This is a genomic window from Pseudomonas sp. FP603, from assembly GCF_030687415.1.
Lineage (GTDB): Bacteria > Pseudomonadota > Gammaproteobacteria > Pseudomonadales > Pseudomonadaceae > Aquipseudomonas > Aquipseudomonas wuhanensis.
The window spans coordinates 1,668,828-1,683,861 of record NZ_CP117431.1; the positions used below are offsets into that span (position 1 = coordinate 1,668,828).

General features: G+C 58.1%; 17 protein-coding genes and 1 pseudogene. 6 read left to right on the forward strand and 12 right to left on the reverse strand.

Annotated features, from left to right (window positions below):
* Nucleotides 1-63: 63 nt before the first annotated feature.
* From PSH65_RS07645 to PSH65_RS07660, 4 genes are all read right to left on the reverse strand, one after another.
* A complete protein-coding gene (locus PSH65_RS07645) occupies nucleotides 64-474 on the reverse strand; it encodes a hypothetical protein (protein ID WP_305425630.1) in 411 nt (136 codons plus the stop codon).
* A 683-nt stretch (nucleotides 475-1,157) separates the two neighbouring features.
* On the reverse strand, nucleotides 1,158-1,418 hold the full coding sequence (locus PSH65_RS07650) for a hypothetical protein (RefSeq protein WP_370694695.1): 261 nt from the start codon (nucleotides 1,416-1,418) through the stop codon (nucleotides 1,158-1,160).
* Between the two features lie 105 nt (nucleotides 1,419-1,523).
* Entirely contained in the window at nucleotides 1,524-1,796 is a 273-nt protein-coding gene (locus tag PSH65_RS07655; protein WP_129442062.1) for a hypothetical protein, read from the reverse strand.
* Between the two features lie 303 nt (nucleotides 1,797-2,099).
* Nucleotides 2,100-2,834, reverse strand: a complete 735-nt coding sequence (locus tag PSH65_RS07660; protein ID WP_305425632.1) for a thioredoxin family protein — start codon at nucleotides 2,832-2,834, stop codon at nucleotides 2,100-2,102.
* Between the two features lie 201 nt (nucleotides 2,835-3,035).
* On the opposite strand from PSH65_RS07660, the pseudogene PSH65_RS07665 reads away from it, so the two are divergent.
* Nucleotides 3,036-3,432 (forward strand): annotated as a pseudogene (locus tag PSH65_RS07665) (transcriptional regulator).
* A gap of 188 nt (nucleotides 3,433-3,620) precedes the next feature.
* Here PSH65_RS07665 and PSH65_RS07670 read toward each other — a convergent pair.
* From PSH65_RS07670 to PSH65_RS07685, 4 genes are all read right to left on the reverse strand, one after another.
* A complete protein-coding gene (locus PSH65_RS07670; RefSeq protein WP_305425633.1) occupies nucleotides 3,621-4,490 on the reverse strand; it encodes a DUF6279 family lipoprotein in 870 nt (289 codons plus the stop codon).
* 77 nt (nucleotides 4,491-4,567) lie between these two features.
* Nucleotides 4,568-5,284 carry a TorF family putative porin gene (locus PSH65_RS07675; protein WP_305425635.1) on the reverse strand — a complete coding sequence of 239 codons (717 nt, stop codon included), beginning with the start codon at nucleotides 5,282-5,284 and terminating at the stop codon, nucleotides 4,568-4,570.
* A 209-nt stretch (nucleotides 5,285-5,493) separates the two neighbouring features.
* Nucleotides 5,494-5,682, reverse strand: coding sequence for a hypothetical protein (locus PSH65_RS07680; protein ID WP_017337097.1), 189 nt, complete (start codon nucleotides 5,680-5,682; stop codon nucleotides 5,494-5,496).
* Between the two features lie 152 nt (nucleotides 5,683-5,834).
* The gene (locus tag PSH65_RS07685) at nucleotides 5,835-6,035 is read right to left on the reverse strand and encodes a hypothetical protein (protein ID WP_305425637.1); all 201 of its coding nucleotides are present in this window, start codon (nucleotides 6,033-6,035) and stop codon (nucleotides 5,835-5,837) included.
* Here PSH65_RS07685 and PSH65_RS07690 point away from each other — a divergent pair.
* The 3 genes from PSH65_RS07690 (at nucleotide 6,034) to PSH65_RS07700 (ending at nucleotide 9,802) form a co-directional block, all read left to right on the forward strand.
* Entirely contained in the window at nucleotides 6,034-6,870 is an 837-nt protein-coding gene (locus PSH65_RS07690) for a S1 RNA-binding domain-containing protein (RefSeq protein WP_030131899.1), read from the forward strand. The genes PSH65_RS07685 and PSH65_RS07690 overlap by 2 nt on opposite strands.
* A gap of 390 nt (nucleotides 6,871-7,260) precedes the next feature.
* Nucleotides 7,261-8,706 carry an NCS1 family nucleobase:cation symporter-1 gene (locus PSH65_RS07695; protein WP_305425639.1) on the forward strand — a complete coding sequence of 482 codons (1,446 nt, stop codon included), beginning with the start codon at nucleotides 7,261-7,263 and terminating at the stop codon, nucleotides 8,704-8,706.
* A gap of 163 nt (nucleotides 8,707-8,869) precedes the next feature.
* Nucleotides 8,870-9,802, forward strand: coding sequence for a DMT family transporter (locus PSH65_RS07700; RefSeq protein ID WP_305425641.1), 933 nt, complete (start codon nucleotides 8,870-8,872; stop codon nucleotides 9,800-9,802).
* On the opposite strand, the gene PSH65_RS07705 is transcribed toward PSH65_RS07700, so the two are convergent.
* Entirely contained in the window at nucleotides 9,738-10,928 is a 1,191-nt protein-coding gene (locus PSH65_RS07705; RefSeq protein ID WP_305425643.1) for an MFS transporter, read from the reverse strand. The two genes, PSH65_RS07700 and PSH65_RS07705, sit on opposite strands and share 65 nt — an antisense overlap.
* Nucleotides 10,929-11,032: 104 nt before the next feature.
* On the opposite strand from PSH65_RS07705, the gene PSH65_RS07710 reads away from it, so the two are divergent.
* Nucleotides 11,033-11,926, forward strand: a complete 894-nt coding sequence (locus PSH65_RS07710; RefSeq protein WP_305425644.1) for a LysR family transcriptional regulator — start codon at nucleotides 11,033-11,035, stop codon at nucleotides 11,924-11,926.
* 140 nt (nucleotides 11,927-12,066) lie between these two features.
* On the forward strand, nucleotides 12,067-12,195 hold the full coding sequence (locus PSH65_RS07715; RefSeq protein ID WP_007905120.1) for a PA1414 family protein: 129 nt from the start codon (nucleotides 12,067-12,069) through the stop codon (nucleotides 12,193-12,195).
* 186 nt (nucleotides 12,196-12,381) lie between these two features.
* Here the strand turns inward: PSH65_RS07715 and PSH65_RS07720 are convergent, their stop codons facing one another.
* From PSH65_RS07720 to PSH65_RS07730, 3 genes are all read right to left on the reverse strand, one after another.
* On the reverse strand, nucleotides 12,382-12,633 hold the full coding sequence (locus PSH65_RS07720; protein WP_305425645.1) for an acyl carrier protein: 252 nt from the start codon (nucleotides 12,631-12,633) through the stop codon (nucleotides 12,382-12,384).
* Nucleotides 12,634-12,688: 55 nt separating this feature from the next.
* Nucleotides 12,689-13,414 (reverse strand): MBL fold metallo-hydrolase, encoded by a 726-nt coding sequence (locus PSH65_RS07725; RefSeq protein WP_305425646.1) that lies wholly within the window; start codon nucleotides 13,412-13,414, stop codon nucleotides 12,689-12,691.
* Nucleotides 13,415-13,498: 84 nt separating this feature from the next.
* Nucleotides 13,499-14,878, reverse strand: coding sequence for a sodium:solute symporter (locus PSH65_RS07730; protein WP_305425647.1), 1,380 nt, complete (start codon nucleotides 14,876-14,878; stop codon nucleotides 13,499-13,501).
* Nucleotides 14,879-15,034: the final 156 nt, after the last annotated feature.

A 15,034-nucleotide genomic window follows, 5' to 3' on the forward strand; every position in this document is an offset into this window, starting at 1 on the left:
TAATGTTGCGTCGAAAAACGCGCTGATTGCAGGTCGCTACAGCTATATGCTCTTCAAATGTGCCTATCTACGGCGATTAAACGCGGCACGAAGACTAATCATGTCCATAATATCGCTAATACCATGCTGTTGCGCGGCGTGCTCAACCGAGGCGCCTTGCTGAATGGCCGTTACCGCCACCGCCAAGGTTTCAGCACTGACAGGCGGGTTTTGCTGACGATTAAACGCGGCACGAAGACTAATCATGTCCATAATATCGCTAATACCATGCTGTTGCGCGGCGTGCTCAACCGAGGCGCCTTGCTGAATGGCCGTTACCGCCACCGCCAAGGTTTCAGCACTGACAGGCGGGTTTTGCTGACGATTAAACGCGGCACGAAGACTAATCATGTCCATAATATCGCGAATACCATGCTGTTGCGCGGCGTGCTCAACCGAGGCGCCTTGCTGAATGGCCGTCACCGCCACCGCCAAGGTTTCAGCTCTGACTCTGCTTGGAGCCTGCCAACCACGAGCTGGGGGGCGTACTGGCAGGTGTGCTACTGCTGCCTGAGTAGCTGCTCTCTCTTGAAGAGTATTGTGTACATCCCGCAGTGCATTCGCCAATAGCCGATAGGTCTCCTCGTCTATGTGCCCTCCCTCTGCCCGCTCATCAAGCACTGCCATCGCGTCTGAGGCTTGTGACGGGCTCGTGATCGTACCCCAGTGCTCTCTAGCCTGATCAGCGGTTCTTATCACTAATCGAGCCGGCCCAGACGCCTGGCGCGGGCTGTGTTGGATGGGGCTAGTAGGCGAACCAGAGATGTTGTTTATTCCACTCATTGGTTTAATCCAAGAAAAAAATCTAATCAATGAGTGGCGTTTCGACCTTTTGGGGTTCCATGGATAAGTGTAGTGACCTGCATTCATAAACACACCGACCTGCAATCATCGCGATTTTCAACCGAAATGAGCTGCACCTATCCACCTCCGCAAACCAGCATTAGTTGCGAATGAAGCTACGTCTTCCGACCATCCAACAAACAAAAAACGAGCGTTTGATGGACGGGCCGTCAGTCGCACATAAAGTGAGCACGCGGAAATCGATTGCAAGCACGTGCCGCTGAATGCAAGCACAGTTGCAGTTAATGCGAGCATGGAGACTGCTTCAGTCGCAATTAATCCGAGCCTGAAATAGTGTTGATTGCAAGCATGGCCATTTTCGATTGCAAGCAACTACACTTACTGGCCGTCTCCAGGTCCATCTTCTGCAACTCATCATTGATCTCCTTGGCCTTTGCCGGGTTCTGCTCAGTGATCTTGGCGACTTCCTTGGCCAGTTGTTCGCGCTTGGTGGTGGCTTCCTCGGGAGGGCAGGCCCAAACGGGGAGGGCGCAGGCGAGTGTGATGGCGAGGGTGAGTTTGAGCAGGGCTTTCATAAAGTTGGGCCTCAGTTCCGGATAAGGCGGGTTATCCGGTTGAGGGTTGAAGGGCGGAAAAAGTTCAGTGACAGAAAGGGCGACCCATAGGTCGCCCGTTTTCATTCACTCCGCAGCCTGCGCCCGCAACCGTCTGCCAATGACATCCATCAAATCACAGCCATCGCGTAATGGAATGGCTAGCAGTTTGGAGAAGTCTGAGAGCACCACCGTGTCGCAACCGATTTCGGCACGAAAGGCGATGTTTTCCAGCACTTGGGTGACGGTGCGAATGCGGTAGTCGGCCATGGCTTGCAGGACGTCGAGTGGGGCTTGGGTGTCGATGAGCAGGGACGCCGGGATCAGGTCGATTCCGGTGAGGGGCATGTATCTATTCAATGGTGGAGTCTCTTGTGATTGATGAGAAGACTCTGTTTATCAGGTCGCCAAACCCGGTCGCCTTGTGAGTGACGGGTTGACTATAAAGTTCAGCCCGCCAAAGGTATAGAGCGCTGGATCTGAACTTGATGTAGGGGAAATATCCCGATGAGGTCAGAAAGCCTGAGGCGATTTGCGGATTAATAAACACCGCCAACACCTGTGGGAGCGAGCCTGCTCGCGATAGCGGTGTATCAGTCGACATCAATGTTGAGTGTCAGTCAGCCATCGCGAGCAGGCTCGCTCCCACAAGGGATTGGTAGTCTACCCCCCATGGCAGCAACTGGCCGGTGCCTTGTCCTCATACCGGTCGTGATGCCTCACCCAATCCATGATTTCCTCTTCATTACGCCCCTTGGGCGTGAGGTCGAGGTAGTTGTAAGTGCCGACCAGCAGGTCCAGGCCTCGGGCATAGGTAGAATAGGTGTGGAAAATCTCCCCCGCTTCATTGCGATAAAACACGCTGAGCCCAGGAAGTTCTTCTTCGGCGCCGTCAGATTTTTCGTAGTTGTAGGTAGCCTTTCCGGCGGCGACGTCTTCGGCTCGGGCTGAGACGCCAAAGTCGTAGTTGAAGTCGCAGCCTTCGGACGATACCCAGTCGAATTTCCAGCCCATGCGCTGTTTGAAGGATTGGAATTCGGCGAACGGTGCGTGGGAAACCGCGACCACGGCTACATCGTGATGGGCCAGGTGTTGGTTGGCGCCGTCGATGTGGTCGGACAGGAACGAGCAACCCGGGCAGCCTTCGTCCCAGCCTGCGGCGAACATGAAGTGATAGATGATCAATTGGCTGCGGCCGCCGAACAGGTCGACCAGCTTCAATTCGCCGTTCGGGCCCTGGAAGTGATAATCCTTGTCAATCTTCACCCAGGGCAGGGCGCGGCGTTCGGCGCTGAGTTTGTCTCGTTCCTTGGTGAAGGCTTTTTCGTGTGCCAGGTGTTGTTTGCGGGCGGCGAGCCATTCTTCTCGGGACACGACCGGATGATTCTGAATGTTCATGGTGATTTCTCCTGCATGCTTTGGCGAAAGTCGATCCGCGCAGAGGGGTAAATCGTCTTACATAGCCTAGTCGTTTGGCCTGGGCTCAAATCGACAGGCCGCCGGTCGGTCGGGCGAAATACCTCGGCTGAACGGCTGCCCTCCCTGTCGGTCACAACCTATGAAGGCCATTTCACTCGCGGGCACTGGAGGTTGATCAGGATGACGACTTATAACTGGGATTTGATTGAGCGCTTGCTGCATGAAGTGCAGAACAGCGCCGGCCACAATTTCACTCCACGGCCCTACGCCGAGCAGTATGCGGCGGCGAAAGCTGCCGCGGGGGAGCCGTTTGAGAACCTGGATCACCTGAAAACGGTGGCTGGCGAGTACGAAAAGTTACTGTTGCTACGGGGCTATATCGAACCTCGGCCAGAAGATCAGGGTGGCAATGGCGAGAACTACATTTTGACGCCTCGGGGTTCGAGTTTGTTGAGCCTGATCGACAGCAGCATTCCGGGGGAATGAGCATCCGCGGCAGGTGCTGGATGAACAGGAGGAGGATGCGCTGGATGAATTGACGTTTGATGAGGTGGCGTCGAAGGCGCAGATTGCCTGATACCGTAAAAAGCTTCGCGGGCAAGCCTCGCTCCCACAGGTTTTGTGTCGTTCACAAAATGTGTGAACGACGCTTACCTGTGGGAGCGAGGCTTGCCCGCGAATGCGGTGTGACATTCGACAAAGATTTTGAATGTTAAACCGCATTCGCGAGCAAGCCCGCTCCCACATGGGATTGTGGTGGGGCGATTAACCCTGCCGCGTCGCCTTCAGGCATTTCAAATCAGTGAAATCCTTACGCACGCCTTCAATCTTCTTCAGCAACTGCTCACGCTGAACCGGCGTGCTCTCGGCCATCACGTCCACCAACAGCGCCCGAGCCTGGGCTTCGGTGTTGGCGAAGGCCTCGCGGTAAGCGGGCGTCCACAAGCTCTCGCGATTCACCAGAAGTGTCTCGATTCGCTGTGGGAATTCTGGGCTCTGCCGTTGCGCGACTGCCGCGCTGAATTGCTGTTGCCAATGGGCGCGGTTGCCAATCCATTGTTTGTTCTGATCACCCAGGGCATTCGACCAGGCCACTACCCGTTGCTGTTGGGTTGGGCTGAGCGGGCCGAGCCAGACATTCAGGCGTTTCTCCATGCGCTTGCTCCGCGCGCTGATCTGTTGCTCCAGCGACGGTTTTAGGTAGGCCTCCTGGCGTTTGCGCTGGTCCTTGGCGAAGGCATCGTTCATTTCCGCGACTTGCTTGTCATCAAGGCCCTGCAACAGCTCGATGGCCGACGGGGTGATTGCCCGGGCGGTTTCGGCGATGGCCTGTTTGGCTTCCTGGGTGCGGGTTTGCAGTGCGACGTCGGTGATCTGGTTGGCTTCGACCATGGCCTGTAAGCGATCCAGCCAGTCGAGGTAACCAGGCAATTGCGTGGTGCAGTGCCAGCTCAGGTGTTCTTTGAGGCGTTCGTTGAACCAGTCTTTTTGCTCGTGGTTCATGTCCAGATAGTCGCTGAGCGTCCAGGGAATGATCACGTCGAGATTGCGGTAAGCCAGCCCCACGCGGCTGCACGCGGCGACGGTAAGGCTGAGGGTGATGATGACGCCGATCTGTTTCCACCAGTGCGACATGGCGAGTCCTTGCGAAGACCTGGTTTCTTTAAGGGTTCTCTTGTGTGATCGCGGGATGAACCCGGCGGTTCAGCCGATTAATAGAAACTGTGTGCAGCCTTGAGCGTGACCAGGCCGTCGCACTCGGTGTTGTGGCCGGAATAGGCGGAGCAATCACTGCCGCTCAGGTTTGAATCACTGTAGATCAAGTCCAGATCGATGCCCATGAACGGCCGGGACAATTTCACTGACCAGTCGGTAAAACTGCCTACATACCCATCGTCGACGGATACTGGTGTGTTGAGTTGGTGGGTGGTGTATTTCAGGCTGATCCCGATGCCGAACGGCTGATTGCCACTGAGGTCGGCGAACAGGGTGCTGTTCTGTTTGTCCGGGTCGTTGCTGAAGGCCGCGCCGAAGCGACTGCCCAGCAGGGTCAGGCCGCCGAACAGCTCCTGGCTGTCGAGGGTGTCCGCTTTCGGGTAGCTGTAATGGATCATGCCCACTTCGTAGCCGAGGGAGTGATCGAAAGGCTGTTTAAAGCCCATGTAGGAATCGACTTCAAGGTTGCTCGACGGGCTCAGTCCCATGCTGGGGGACCATTGACCCACGTAGAAGCCGCTGTCGTGACTCAGGTCGAGGCCACCATGGAACGAGCCGGACGTCGAGGGCTTAACCAGACCTTGGGCCATGCTGCGGCTGGGGGTGGTCGCGAGCTTGAGATCGAAGTCGCCCAGTTCGCGCTGGAAGACTTGCGCCTGGGCGACCGAATACCACAGCAGGCTGCCGAGCAGGAAAAGAGAGGGCTTGAACATGCGTCACTCCATGAACAGCGAGGAGCAGGTGCTGAAAACCTGCTGAAACGCTTGATCCAGACACGTGCAAGCATACCGACGAATGTTCGGCATCGAGGGCCGTTCGTCGATTTTTGAAATATTGATTTGTTTTATGGGGTATTGCGGGAGGGTTCCAGTCCAAGCGCTTCGAAGCTCAAAGCGCTTAGGGACCAGTTAACGCGGGGGAATTACTTCTTGCCCAGCGTGATCTGCTTGGACGGGCCGAACGTCTGGCCGCTGACGCCTTTGGCAATTTGCTGGATCTCGCCGCCAGACTTCAGGAACGCAGCGATCTGGTTGTTGATCGATTCGCTGGTTTCAACGGCTGGAGCTGGCTTTGCTTTGCTGTTGGATGCTTTTACACGCATGGCGGCCATTAACCTGTAGAAATTAACTTGGCCAGGCATCGTACAGGAAATACTTGACAATTGCTTGGTAAATATCCTCCCGAAATACACATTGGAGCAACGCAATTTATCGCAAGTTATTATTCGCAATGTTCCCCTAAGCTGCTGTTTTAACTAAGAACTCAAGTGAGGATAAAGCGCTTTTGGGATGGGCTGGCGAGGGGGAGGAACAGCCGAACGGCCTGACGAGCGGCCAAATGCACGCGGCAAAACCCAGGAAAATTAAGGCCTTCGACGGATTTTCTTGCGCCATCGGGCCGGCCGCCGAACGCCGCCCGCAAAACCGGGTAGAATGCCGCCCACGCAATGAGGGTATTGGACATGGCTTTAGTCGGGCGCTACAACAGTTTGCAAGTGGTTAAACACACTAACTTCGGTTTATATCTGGACGGTGGCGCGGATGGCGAAATCCTTCTGCCTAATCGTTATATCCCCAAAGATATTCCCAGCGAAGATGAAGACTGGCTCAACGTTTTTATTTATCTGGACAGCGATGACAAACTTATCGCTACCACCGAAAAGCCGAAAGTTCAGGTCGGTGAATTTGCCAGTTTGAAAGTCGTTGAAGTCAACAGCATCGGCGTGTTCCTGGATTGGGGTTTGCCGAAGGATCTGCTGCTGCCGTATTCCGAAGAAAAGCGCCAGATGACGGCCGGCGAGTATGTCGTGGTGCATGTCTACCTCGACAAACACACGCGACGCATCACCGCGACGGCGCGTCTGGACCGCTACCTGGACAAGACCCCGGCCAACTACACTCCTGGCCAGGAAGTTGATTTGCTGGTGGCCGAAGCGACCGATATGGGCTTCAAGGCAATCATCAACAACAAGCATTGGGGCCTGATCCACAAGAACGAAATCTTCAAGTTCATGCGCGCCGGTAAAGAAGAGAAGGGCTTTATCAAAGAAGTCCGCGCCGACGGCAAGATCAGCCTGAGCCTGCAACCGGTGGGCGAAGAAGCCGCCACCAGTCTGAACTCGAAGATTCTCGCCAAGTTGCGCGACAACAACGGCACCCTGCCAGTCAGCGACAAGAGCGACCCGACCCTGATCAGCAGTATGTTCGGCGTCAGCAAGGGCAACTTCAAAAAGGCCATCGGTGCGTTGTACAAGAACGGCCAGATCGTCATTCACGCTGATCGTATCGAACTCAGCTGACCTTACACCGGCCCCTGTAAGAGCTGCCGCAGGTTGCGATCTTTTGACTCGCAGCCTGCGGTAAGCGTCGGGCGCAAACTCCTCGGTTCACCACAAATCCAATGTGGGCCTGCTCGCGATTGACTGCGCAGCAGTCATCCATCTCTGTTGTATACATAAAACCCTGCACCGTTTGCAGGCGCTGACGCCCTGTTCATGGGCATTACCACCCCCTCTACGTCCTAAATGCTTTGCTCTGAACAGAGTTTAAAGGCTGATCTGTCACACCTTTAGTTCGTATGGCACGCATTCTGCGTAGCAACTCGTATACAAACCATGCCAGCTCCCGTACGCAGTGTGGTCGCCACATCAATCTCGGGGGCCGCGCCTGTACTTTCGAGGAGCCCTGCGATGACCGAGCAATTGCCCAACGGCTACAGCCCACGCCTGTATAACCAGGACCTGGGGCCGCTGCCGCAGAAATGGAATTGGTACAACATCTTTGCCTTCTGGATGAGTGACGTACACAGCGTCGGTGGCTATGTGTTCGCCGCCAGTTTGTTTGCGCTGGGGCTGGCCAGTTGGCAGGTGTTGATTGCCTTGCTGGGCGGGATTTGCATCGTGCAGTTGATTGCCAACCTAGTGGCTAAACCGAGCCAACAGGCGGCGGTGCCGTATCCGGTGATCTGCCGACTGGCGTTCGGGGTGTTCGGGGCGAATATTCCTGCGGTCATTCGCGGCCTGATCGCGGTGGCCTGGTACGGGATTCAGACGTACCTGGCGTCCAGTGCCCTGATCATCGTCGTGCTGCGGTTTTTCCCTTCAATGGCGGCCTACGCCGAACCGCACTTTGCCGGTTTGTCCTACCTTGGCTGGTTCGGTTTCCTCAGCCTGTGGTTCGTCCAGGCGCTGGTGTTCTGGACTGGCATGGAGTCGATCCGCCGCTTCATCGACTGGGCCGGCCCGGTGGTCTACGGCGTGATGTTCCTGCTCGCCGGCTGGATCGTCTGGCAGGCCGGCTGGAGCAACATCAGTTTCACTCTCGCGGAAAAGTCTCTGTCTGGCTGGGAAGCCTTCGGCCAAGTGATCGTGGCAACGGCGTTGGTGGTGTCGTACTTTTCCGGTCCGACCCTGAACTTCGGCGATTTCAGTCGCTACTGCCGCAGCATGAACGACGTGCGACGCGGCAATTTCTGGGGCTTGCCGGTGAATTTTCTGGCGTTCTCACTGGTGACCGTGGTGATCGTTTCCGGCACCTTGCCGGTGTTCGGTGAAATGCTTCACGACCCGATCGCCACCGTGGCGCGCATCGACAACAGCGTGGCGGTGCTGCTTGGCGCCTTTGCCTTCGTTACGGCGACCATTGGTATCAATATCGTCGCCAATTTCGTGTCCCCGGCGTTCGACTTCGCCAACGTCGCCCCGAGCAAAATCAGCTGGCGCGCCGGCGGCATGATCGCCGCCGTGGCTTCGATTTTCATCACCCCGTGGAACCTGTTCAACAACCCCGAAGTGATTCACTACACCCTCGACGTGCTGGCGGCATTCATCGGGCCGCTGTTCGGGATTCTGCTGGTGGATTACTACCTGATCAAAAAACAGCAGATCGACGTCGATGCACTGTTCAACGACGGCCCGAGCGGGCGTTATTACTACAGCGGCGGGGTTAACTGGACGGCGGTCAAGGCGTTGATTCCGGCCACCCTGATGGGCGTAGCGATCACGTTCATTCCAGTCCTGCAGCCGATGGCCAACTTCGCTTGGTTTACCGGCTGCTTCCTTGGCGGCGCCCTGTTTTTCGCGCTGGCCAAGCGCGAGCAGGCACAGCAGTCGGCGGCGCTGGTCATAGCGGGATGACGCAAGCGGCGATTTAAAGGTCTTTTGCAGACACCTTTTTCTGTCCATCTGGTTAATAATCGACGGCATAATTTTTCGCCCCGGCACTCTGCTCAGCCAGAAGGCCGGGGCTTTGCTTTTACTGTCGAGTCACTGCCATGGATTGTGTTGTCGAGGTGTTTCGGTGAGCGCCACCCGGCGTAGCGCCGATGGATTTGCCCTGCAAGTGATGGTCGGGCTGTGCCTGATCTGGGGCGTGCAACAGGTGATGATCAAATGGGCCGCGCCCGACATCGCGCCGGTCATGCAAGCGGCGGGGCGGTCGGGTATTTCCGCGTTGCTCGTAGGATTGTTGATCTGCTGGAAGGGCGGTTGGGATCAGGTCGGTACTACCTGGCGCGGCGGCTTGCTGGCGGGAGCGTTGTTTGGTCTGGAGTTCTTCTTCATAGCCGAAGGCCTGCAATTGACCACGGCGGCGCACATGTCGGTGTTCCTCTACACCGCGCCGATTTTCACCGCGTTGGGCGTGCATTGGCTGCTGCCGAGTGAGCGTTTAAGACCGGTGCAGTGGCTGGGGATTTTTCTTGCCTTCGTCGGCATTGCCGTTGCGTTTGCCGGTGGTGTGTCGTGGGACAACCTCGACCACCGCATGCTGATGGGCGATGCGTTGGGCGTGCTGGCCGGCGCCTCATGGGGCGCAACCACCGTGGTGGTGCGCGCCTCGCGTCTGTCGGAAGCGCCGGTGACCCTGACGCTGTTTTATCAACTGATCGTCGGCTTCGTCGGCCTGCTGTTGATCGCGATCCTCAGCGGGCAGGTCACCCATGTCAGCCTGACCACTGTTGCCGTGGCCAGTGTGTTGTTCCAAGGGTTGGTGGTGTCGTTCTTCAGTTACCTGACCTGGTTCTGGCTGCTGCGCCGTTATCTGGCGGCGAACCTGGCGGTGTTTTCGTTCATGACGCCGCTGTTCGGCGTCACGTTCGGCGTGGTGCTGCTGGGCGAAGAACTGAGCCTAAACTTTGTGATCGGCGCGGTGCTGGTTCTGCTCGGAATCACTTTTGTGAGTGCAGAACAGTGGGTCCGCCGTCGTTTGCGCAAAGCACTTGGGCAACCCTGACCGGGCGTAGCAACAGGGCTCCTGCGATGAGCAAACCGCTGCCGGCGATCACCAGCGCGGGTTGCAAGCCCCCGCTGAAATGACTGCTCAGCGCGGCCAGCAACGGCCCGCTGAGCTGACCCACGGCGAAGCACGCAGTCAGCAGCCCGGCGTTGCGCTGGGTGGCATGGGGCGCCAGTTCCCGGGAGCGCTGCATCACCAGTTGCATGCAGGCCAGGAACGGCCCGCCACACAGGATCACCCCCAGCGCCAGGCCGACACCGCTGCCCAACAGGCAAGCAAACACCCCGGCGGCTTGCAGCCACAGCGTTGCCATCAGCCAATGGCGAGTGGCATTCGGGTTGTGCCGACGCAGGCTCACCAACACCACCCCGATTGCTGCCGCCAGGCCGAAGCATGGCCAGAACAGATCGGCTTGCCATTGCCCATGGAACTGCGCGCTGGCCATTTGCGAGAGGAAAGTGGCCGGGATGATGTAGCCCAAACCGTACAGACCATAAATCACCGGTAAACGTCCGACACCTTGGGTGCCCGATGTAACGGCAAGCGGTGTCGCAGAGGAAGGGCCGGCCGGCTGCGGCAGGAACGGCAGAATCCCCAGCAGCATGACCAGCCCGACACCGGCATACACCAGCCACAAGGTCGCGGACGTCTGCCCCAGCAGGTTTGAGCCCAAGGCCAATAACCCTGTCAGAAAAATCCCCAGACCCGGTCCGGCAAACACCAAGGCGCCGAGTCGCGGACGACCGGCCGCCGCTGCCAGCGGTTGGCTCAATGCGGTAATCATCACCAATACCCAGGCGCTGGCCACGCCGGTGCCGAAACGCAGCACCAGATGCGACCAGAACCCGTCGGCCCAGAACGAGGCCAGGGTCAGCAAAACACAAAGCCACAAACCGCCGAGCAGGCGCCGACGAACCTGGTCGGGGCGCCGGGCGAACATCGCGTCCACCGCGCCGACGAAGTAGCCGAGGTAGTTGGCGGCGGCAATCAGACCAGCGGCAGTCAGGTCGATCTGACCTTCGCTGAGCAAGTGGGGCAGTTGCGGCGTCAGGGCGAAACGCCCGATGCCCATGGCCATCATCAGGGCGATAAAGCTGGCGGTTAAGCGAATCAGAGGGGACATGGTCTGAGTTCCGTTTCGAGGATCAATGACCGTCAGGCTAGGACTGATTGACTTTCTTTAAAAATGAATAATAGTGAGAAACTTGTTCTGATTTGGAGAATGGCGTGGAATTCAGCCAATTGCGGATCTTCCAGGCGGTGGCGGAGGAGGGCTCCATTACCCGCGCTGCTGAACGCCTGCATCGTGTGCCATCCAACCTGTCGACCCGGCTCAAGCAGCTCGAAGAGCAACTCGGTGTCGAACTGTTCGTACGCGAGCGTCAGCGTTTGCAGTTGTCACCTGCGGGAAAAGTCCTCTTGGACTACACCGCCAAGCTGTTCGCCTTGCACGACGAGGCCCACGCGGCGGTGCAGGGCGGGCAACCGGCCGGGGATTTTGTCCTTGGCACCATGTACAGCACCGCTGCGATTCACCTGCCAGAGCTGTTGGCGCGTTATCACCGCCGCTATCCGGCGGTGAACCTGCAAGTGCAATCGGGACCCAGCGGCGAATTGCTCGAAGGTCTGCTCACCGGACGCCTCGATGCGGCGCTGGTGGACGGCCCGCTGGAACTGGCCGGGCTCGATGGCGTGCCGTTGTGCGACGAACGGCTGGTGCTGATCAGCGAGGCCGATCATCCGCCGGTACGCAGCGCGCTGGATGTCGAAGGACGTTCGGTGTTTACGTTTCGGCAGGGCTGTTCCTATCGGATGCGTCTGGAAGCCTGGTTCGCCCATGATCACGCGGCCATGGGCCGGGCGATGGAGATCGAGTCTTATCCGGGAATGCTCGCCTGCGTGATCGCCGGCTCCGGCGTAGCGCTGATGTCGGAGTCGATGCTCGCCAGCCTGCCGGGGCGCGAAAGTGTGGCAGTGCACCCGTTGGCCGAGCCGTTCGCCAGCGCGACCACTTGGCTGATGTGGCGCAAGGGCATGGTCGGCGCCAACCTGAATGCATGGATCGAGCAGCAGCAGGCGGTGTATCCGTCGGCAGCGATTCAGGCCCAGGCATTTGCTTGAACGAACGTCCAAGGATTTGGATCAATTCAGTAACAGATCATTGCGATGTTGGACGAGCATTGCGTAGGACTTCGGACTATTATCAGTGCGAAGGGGCTACAGAACTTCGGCCGCTCGGCACGACCCTGAAGGGGGGCATCATGAAAGAGAAAATCCAAAACTGGCTGCATGACCTGGGTGTCGCACTCGGTTTGATCGAACCGCCTCTGCAACCCATACCAATTCGCACTGACGACGAACAACGTCGCCGCCAGCAGCGCCGCCGGTAAGTCTGGCAAATCACCTGTGGCGAGGGAGCTTGCTCCCGCTGGGGCGCGTATCGGCCCCATTCATCGCCACTCAGGTGGGTCAGGTTGAGCGCGAGTGCAGCTTGCGATTGCTGCGCAATCGAGCGGGAGCAAGCTCCCTCGCCACAGAGGTTCATTCGGTCCATCGGATGTATTTAGCAATCCGTTTCAATACCGCCCGATCTCAATCAAAAACCGGCTCAAGTCGTCGACGGTCGTCGCGGTCTTGAGCATCCGGTCTTCTTCGGCGGTAGATGCCGTCAAACCCAGCTGATCCTCCAGATGGAAGATCAGTTCTTCAATATCTTCTCTATCCAACCCCAACTGCACTAGATGAGTGTTGTCGTCGAAGTCATCCCGGCCCTCCAGCAGGCGGCTGATGAAGTGGTGCACGGCTGTACGAACGGCGTCTCTGGTCATGGTTGTTCTTCGAGGGCGTTATTGTTGTTGTCCCTGGTGCTGAGTACAGCAGGCTTCAGGCGTGCCGACGCTGCCACTCGTCTATCATCTTGCGCAAATACTCCCCGGAAAAACTCCCGAAATGCCCGCCGTGCACCGTGCGGATCGGCAGCGCGCGCAAGCGTTGCAGGCTGCGGGCGTAGTCGTCGAGGTTGGAGTGGTAGGCGTTTTCGATCAGTGGCCCGTCGTAAATGATGTCGCCGCTGAACAGGGTTTCGGTCGCCGCCTCAAACAGGCTGATGCCGCCCGGTGAATGCCCTGGCGTGTGCAGCACTTGCAGGACTCGATTACCGAGATCGAGCACGTCGCCTTCTTCGATCAAACCCGTGGCCGGTGCGGCTTTGACTTGGTATTCGGCGTAGCACAACGGGCAGTCGGGGTGAGCCTCGAACATGTCATCACCGACGAAAGCCTTGCTCAGGGTGTTGTCGCCGTCGGGTTCGGCAAGGATCTGTGCTTCGGCCGGGTGTACCAGCCGTTCGGGGAATTCGTGATGCCCGGCGATGTGGTCGAAGTGGCAATGGCTGGCCACCGCCACCAGTGGTCGTTCGGTGATCCACGGCAACTGCTCGCGCAGGCTGACCAGCCCGGAACCGCTGTCCAGCAGCAAATCCTTGTCACGCCCCTGAATGTGCCAGAGGTTGCAGCGGTAAAAAGGCCGAATGTAAGGCTCGTGAATCAGGCGTATACCGTCGCTGAACTGTTTGACCTCGAACCACTGATCGCGGCTGACGATCTTCATAAGTGATTCTCCAGACGAAAAAAAACGGGTGTGGCAACCGACGCCACACCCGTCGAAGAAAGCATCAAGTCGTCATGTTTAAGCTTAGGCGGCGCTCGCCACCGGTGCCGGGCGACGGGACAGCAAGCTGACCAGCACGAAGCTCACCAGACCAACGCCCAGGCTGTAGTAGATCGGGGTGTTGGCGTCCATACCATCCTTGACCATGAACAGCAGCGCGGTGGCGAAGCCCATGCCCATGCTGGCGATAGCGCCGGCGGTGGTTGCGCGTTTCCAGAAGATTGCACCGATCAGCGGGATCAGCATGCCGCCCACCAACAGGTTGTAGGCCAGGGTCAGGGCGCTGATCACGTCGTTCACCACCAGCGCGATACCCAGCACGGCGATGCCGGTCAGCAGGGTGAACAGGCGGTTGATACCCAGACTCGACTGTTTACCGCCGCGCAGTTTCGGCAGCAGGTCTTCGGTCAGGGTGGTGGCGGCGGCGAGCAGGCCGGCGCTGGCGGTGGACATCATGGCGGCCAGTGCCGCAGCGATTACCAGGCCACGGATACCGTCCGGCAGGGACAGTTTGACGATGGCCGCAAAGGCATTGTTGACGTTGTCCAGGTCCGGGATCAGTACATGAGCGGCCATGCCGATCAGGGCGCAGGCCAGTCCGTAAAGGATGCAGTAGAAGCCTGCGAATGTACCGGCGACCTGAGCCACTTTGGCGCTTTTGACGGTGAACACACGCTGCCAGATGTCTTGGCCGATCAGGATCCCGAAGAAGTAGATCATGAAGTAGGTGATGATGGTGTCCCAGCCAATCGTGGTGAAGCTGAAGGCGGTTGCCGGCAGCTTCAACACCAATTCATCCCAACCACCGACGCGGTACAGGCAGATTGGCAACAGGATGAACATCAGGCCCACGGTCTTGATGATGAACTGGACGATGTCGGTCAGGGTCAGGGACCACATGCCACCGATCGCGGAATAAATCACCACCACGCCACCGCCGACCAATACCGACAGCCAGAACGGCAGGTCGAACAGCACTTGCAACACGGTGCCAATGGCCAGGATCGAGACCACGCCGATCATCAGCGCATACGCCAGCATGATCACCGCGCTCGCGGTGCGGGCCATCGGGTTATAGCGTTTCTCCAGTACCTGGGTAACGGTGTAGATTTTCAGTTTCAGCAGCGGTTTGGCGAGGAACAGGTTCAGCGCCACGATCCCGCAACCGAGGGCTGCGCAGAGCCAGAAACCGGAGATGCCATGGACGTAGCCCAGGCGCACGGTGCCGACGGTAGATGCGCCGCCCAGAACGGTAGCAGCCATGGTGCCCATGTACAGGCTCGGGCCGAGGTTGCGACCGGCGACCAAAAAGTCTTCGTTGGTCTTGGCCTTGCGCATGCCGTAGTAGCCGAGTATCAGCATCGCGGCGGCGTAGATGAGTACGACGAATAAATCCAAAGCCATGATGGCGTGTCTCCGATTGTCTTTTTTATGGTGAGGCGAAAATCAATCTTTGTGGGAGTACCAATTCCTGTGGGAGCGTGGCTTGCCCGCGATGGGAGCGCCGCGATCTGTCAGGCGGACCGCGTCATCGTTCATCGCGGGCAAGCCTCGCTCCCA

Bases quoted from the DNA above. Each gene is read 5' to 3' on its own strand.
- PSH65_RS07675 (WP_305425635.1), bottom strand. From the start codon at position 5,284: ATGTTCAAGCCCTCTCTTTTCCTGCTCGGCAGCCTGCTGTGGTATTCG.
- PSH65_RS07715 (WP_007905120.1), top strand. From the start codon at position 12,067: ATGAAAGAGAAAATCCAAAACTGGCTGCATGACCTGGGTGTCGCACTC.
- PSH65_RS07660 (WP_305425632.1), bottom strand. From the start codon at position 2,834: ATGAACATTCAGAATCATCCGGTCGTGTCCCGAGAAGAATGGCTCGCC.
- PSH65_RS07650 (WP_370694695.1), bottom strand. From the start codon at position 1,418: ATGAAAGCCCTGCTCAAACTCACCCTCGCCATCACACTCGCCTGCGCC.
- PSH65_RS07730 (WP_305425647.1), bottom strand. From the start codon at position 14,878: ATGGCTTTGGATTTATTCGTCGTACTCATCTACGCCGCCGCGATGCTG.
- PSH65_RS07720 (WP_305425645.1), bottom strand. From the start codon at position 12,633: ATGACCAGAGACGCCGTTCGTACAGCCGTGCACCACTTCATCAGCCGC.
- PSH65_RS07680 (WP_017337097.1), bottom strand. From the start codon at position 5,682: ATGGCCGCCATGCGTGTAAAAGCATCCAACAGCAAAGCAAAGCCAGCT.
- PSH65_RS07725 (WP_305425646.1), bottom strand. From the start codon at position 13,414: ATGAAGATCGTCAGCCGCGATCAGTGGTTCGAGGTCAAACAGTTCAGC.
- PSH65_RS07705 (WP_305425643.1), bottom strand. From the start codon at position 10,928: ATGTCCCCTCTGATTCGCTTAACCGCCAGCTTTATCGCCCTGATGATG.
- PSH65_RS07690 (WP_030131899.1), top strand. From the start codon at position 6,034: ATGGCTTTAGTCGGGCGCTACAACAGTTTGCAAGTGGTTAAACACACT.
- PSH65_RS07670 (WP_305425633.1), bottom strand. From the start codon at position 4,490: ATGTCGCACTGGTGGAAACAGATCGGCGTCATCATCACCCTCAGCCTT.
- PSH65_RS07685 (WP_305425637.1), bottom strand. From the start codon at position 6,035: ATGTCCAATACCCTCATTGCGTGGGCGGCATTCTACCCGGTTTTGCGG.
- PSH65_RS07695 (WP_305425639.1), top strand. From the start codon at position 7,261: ATGACCGAGCAATTGCCCAACGGCTACAGCCCACGCCTGTATAACCAG.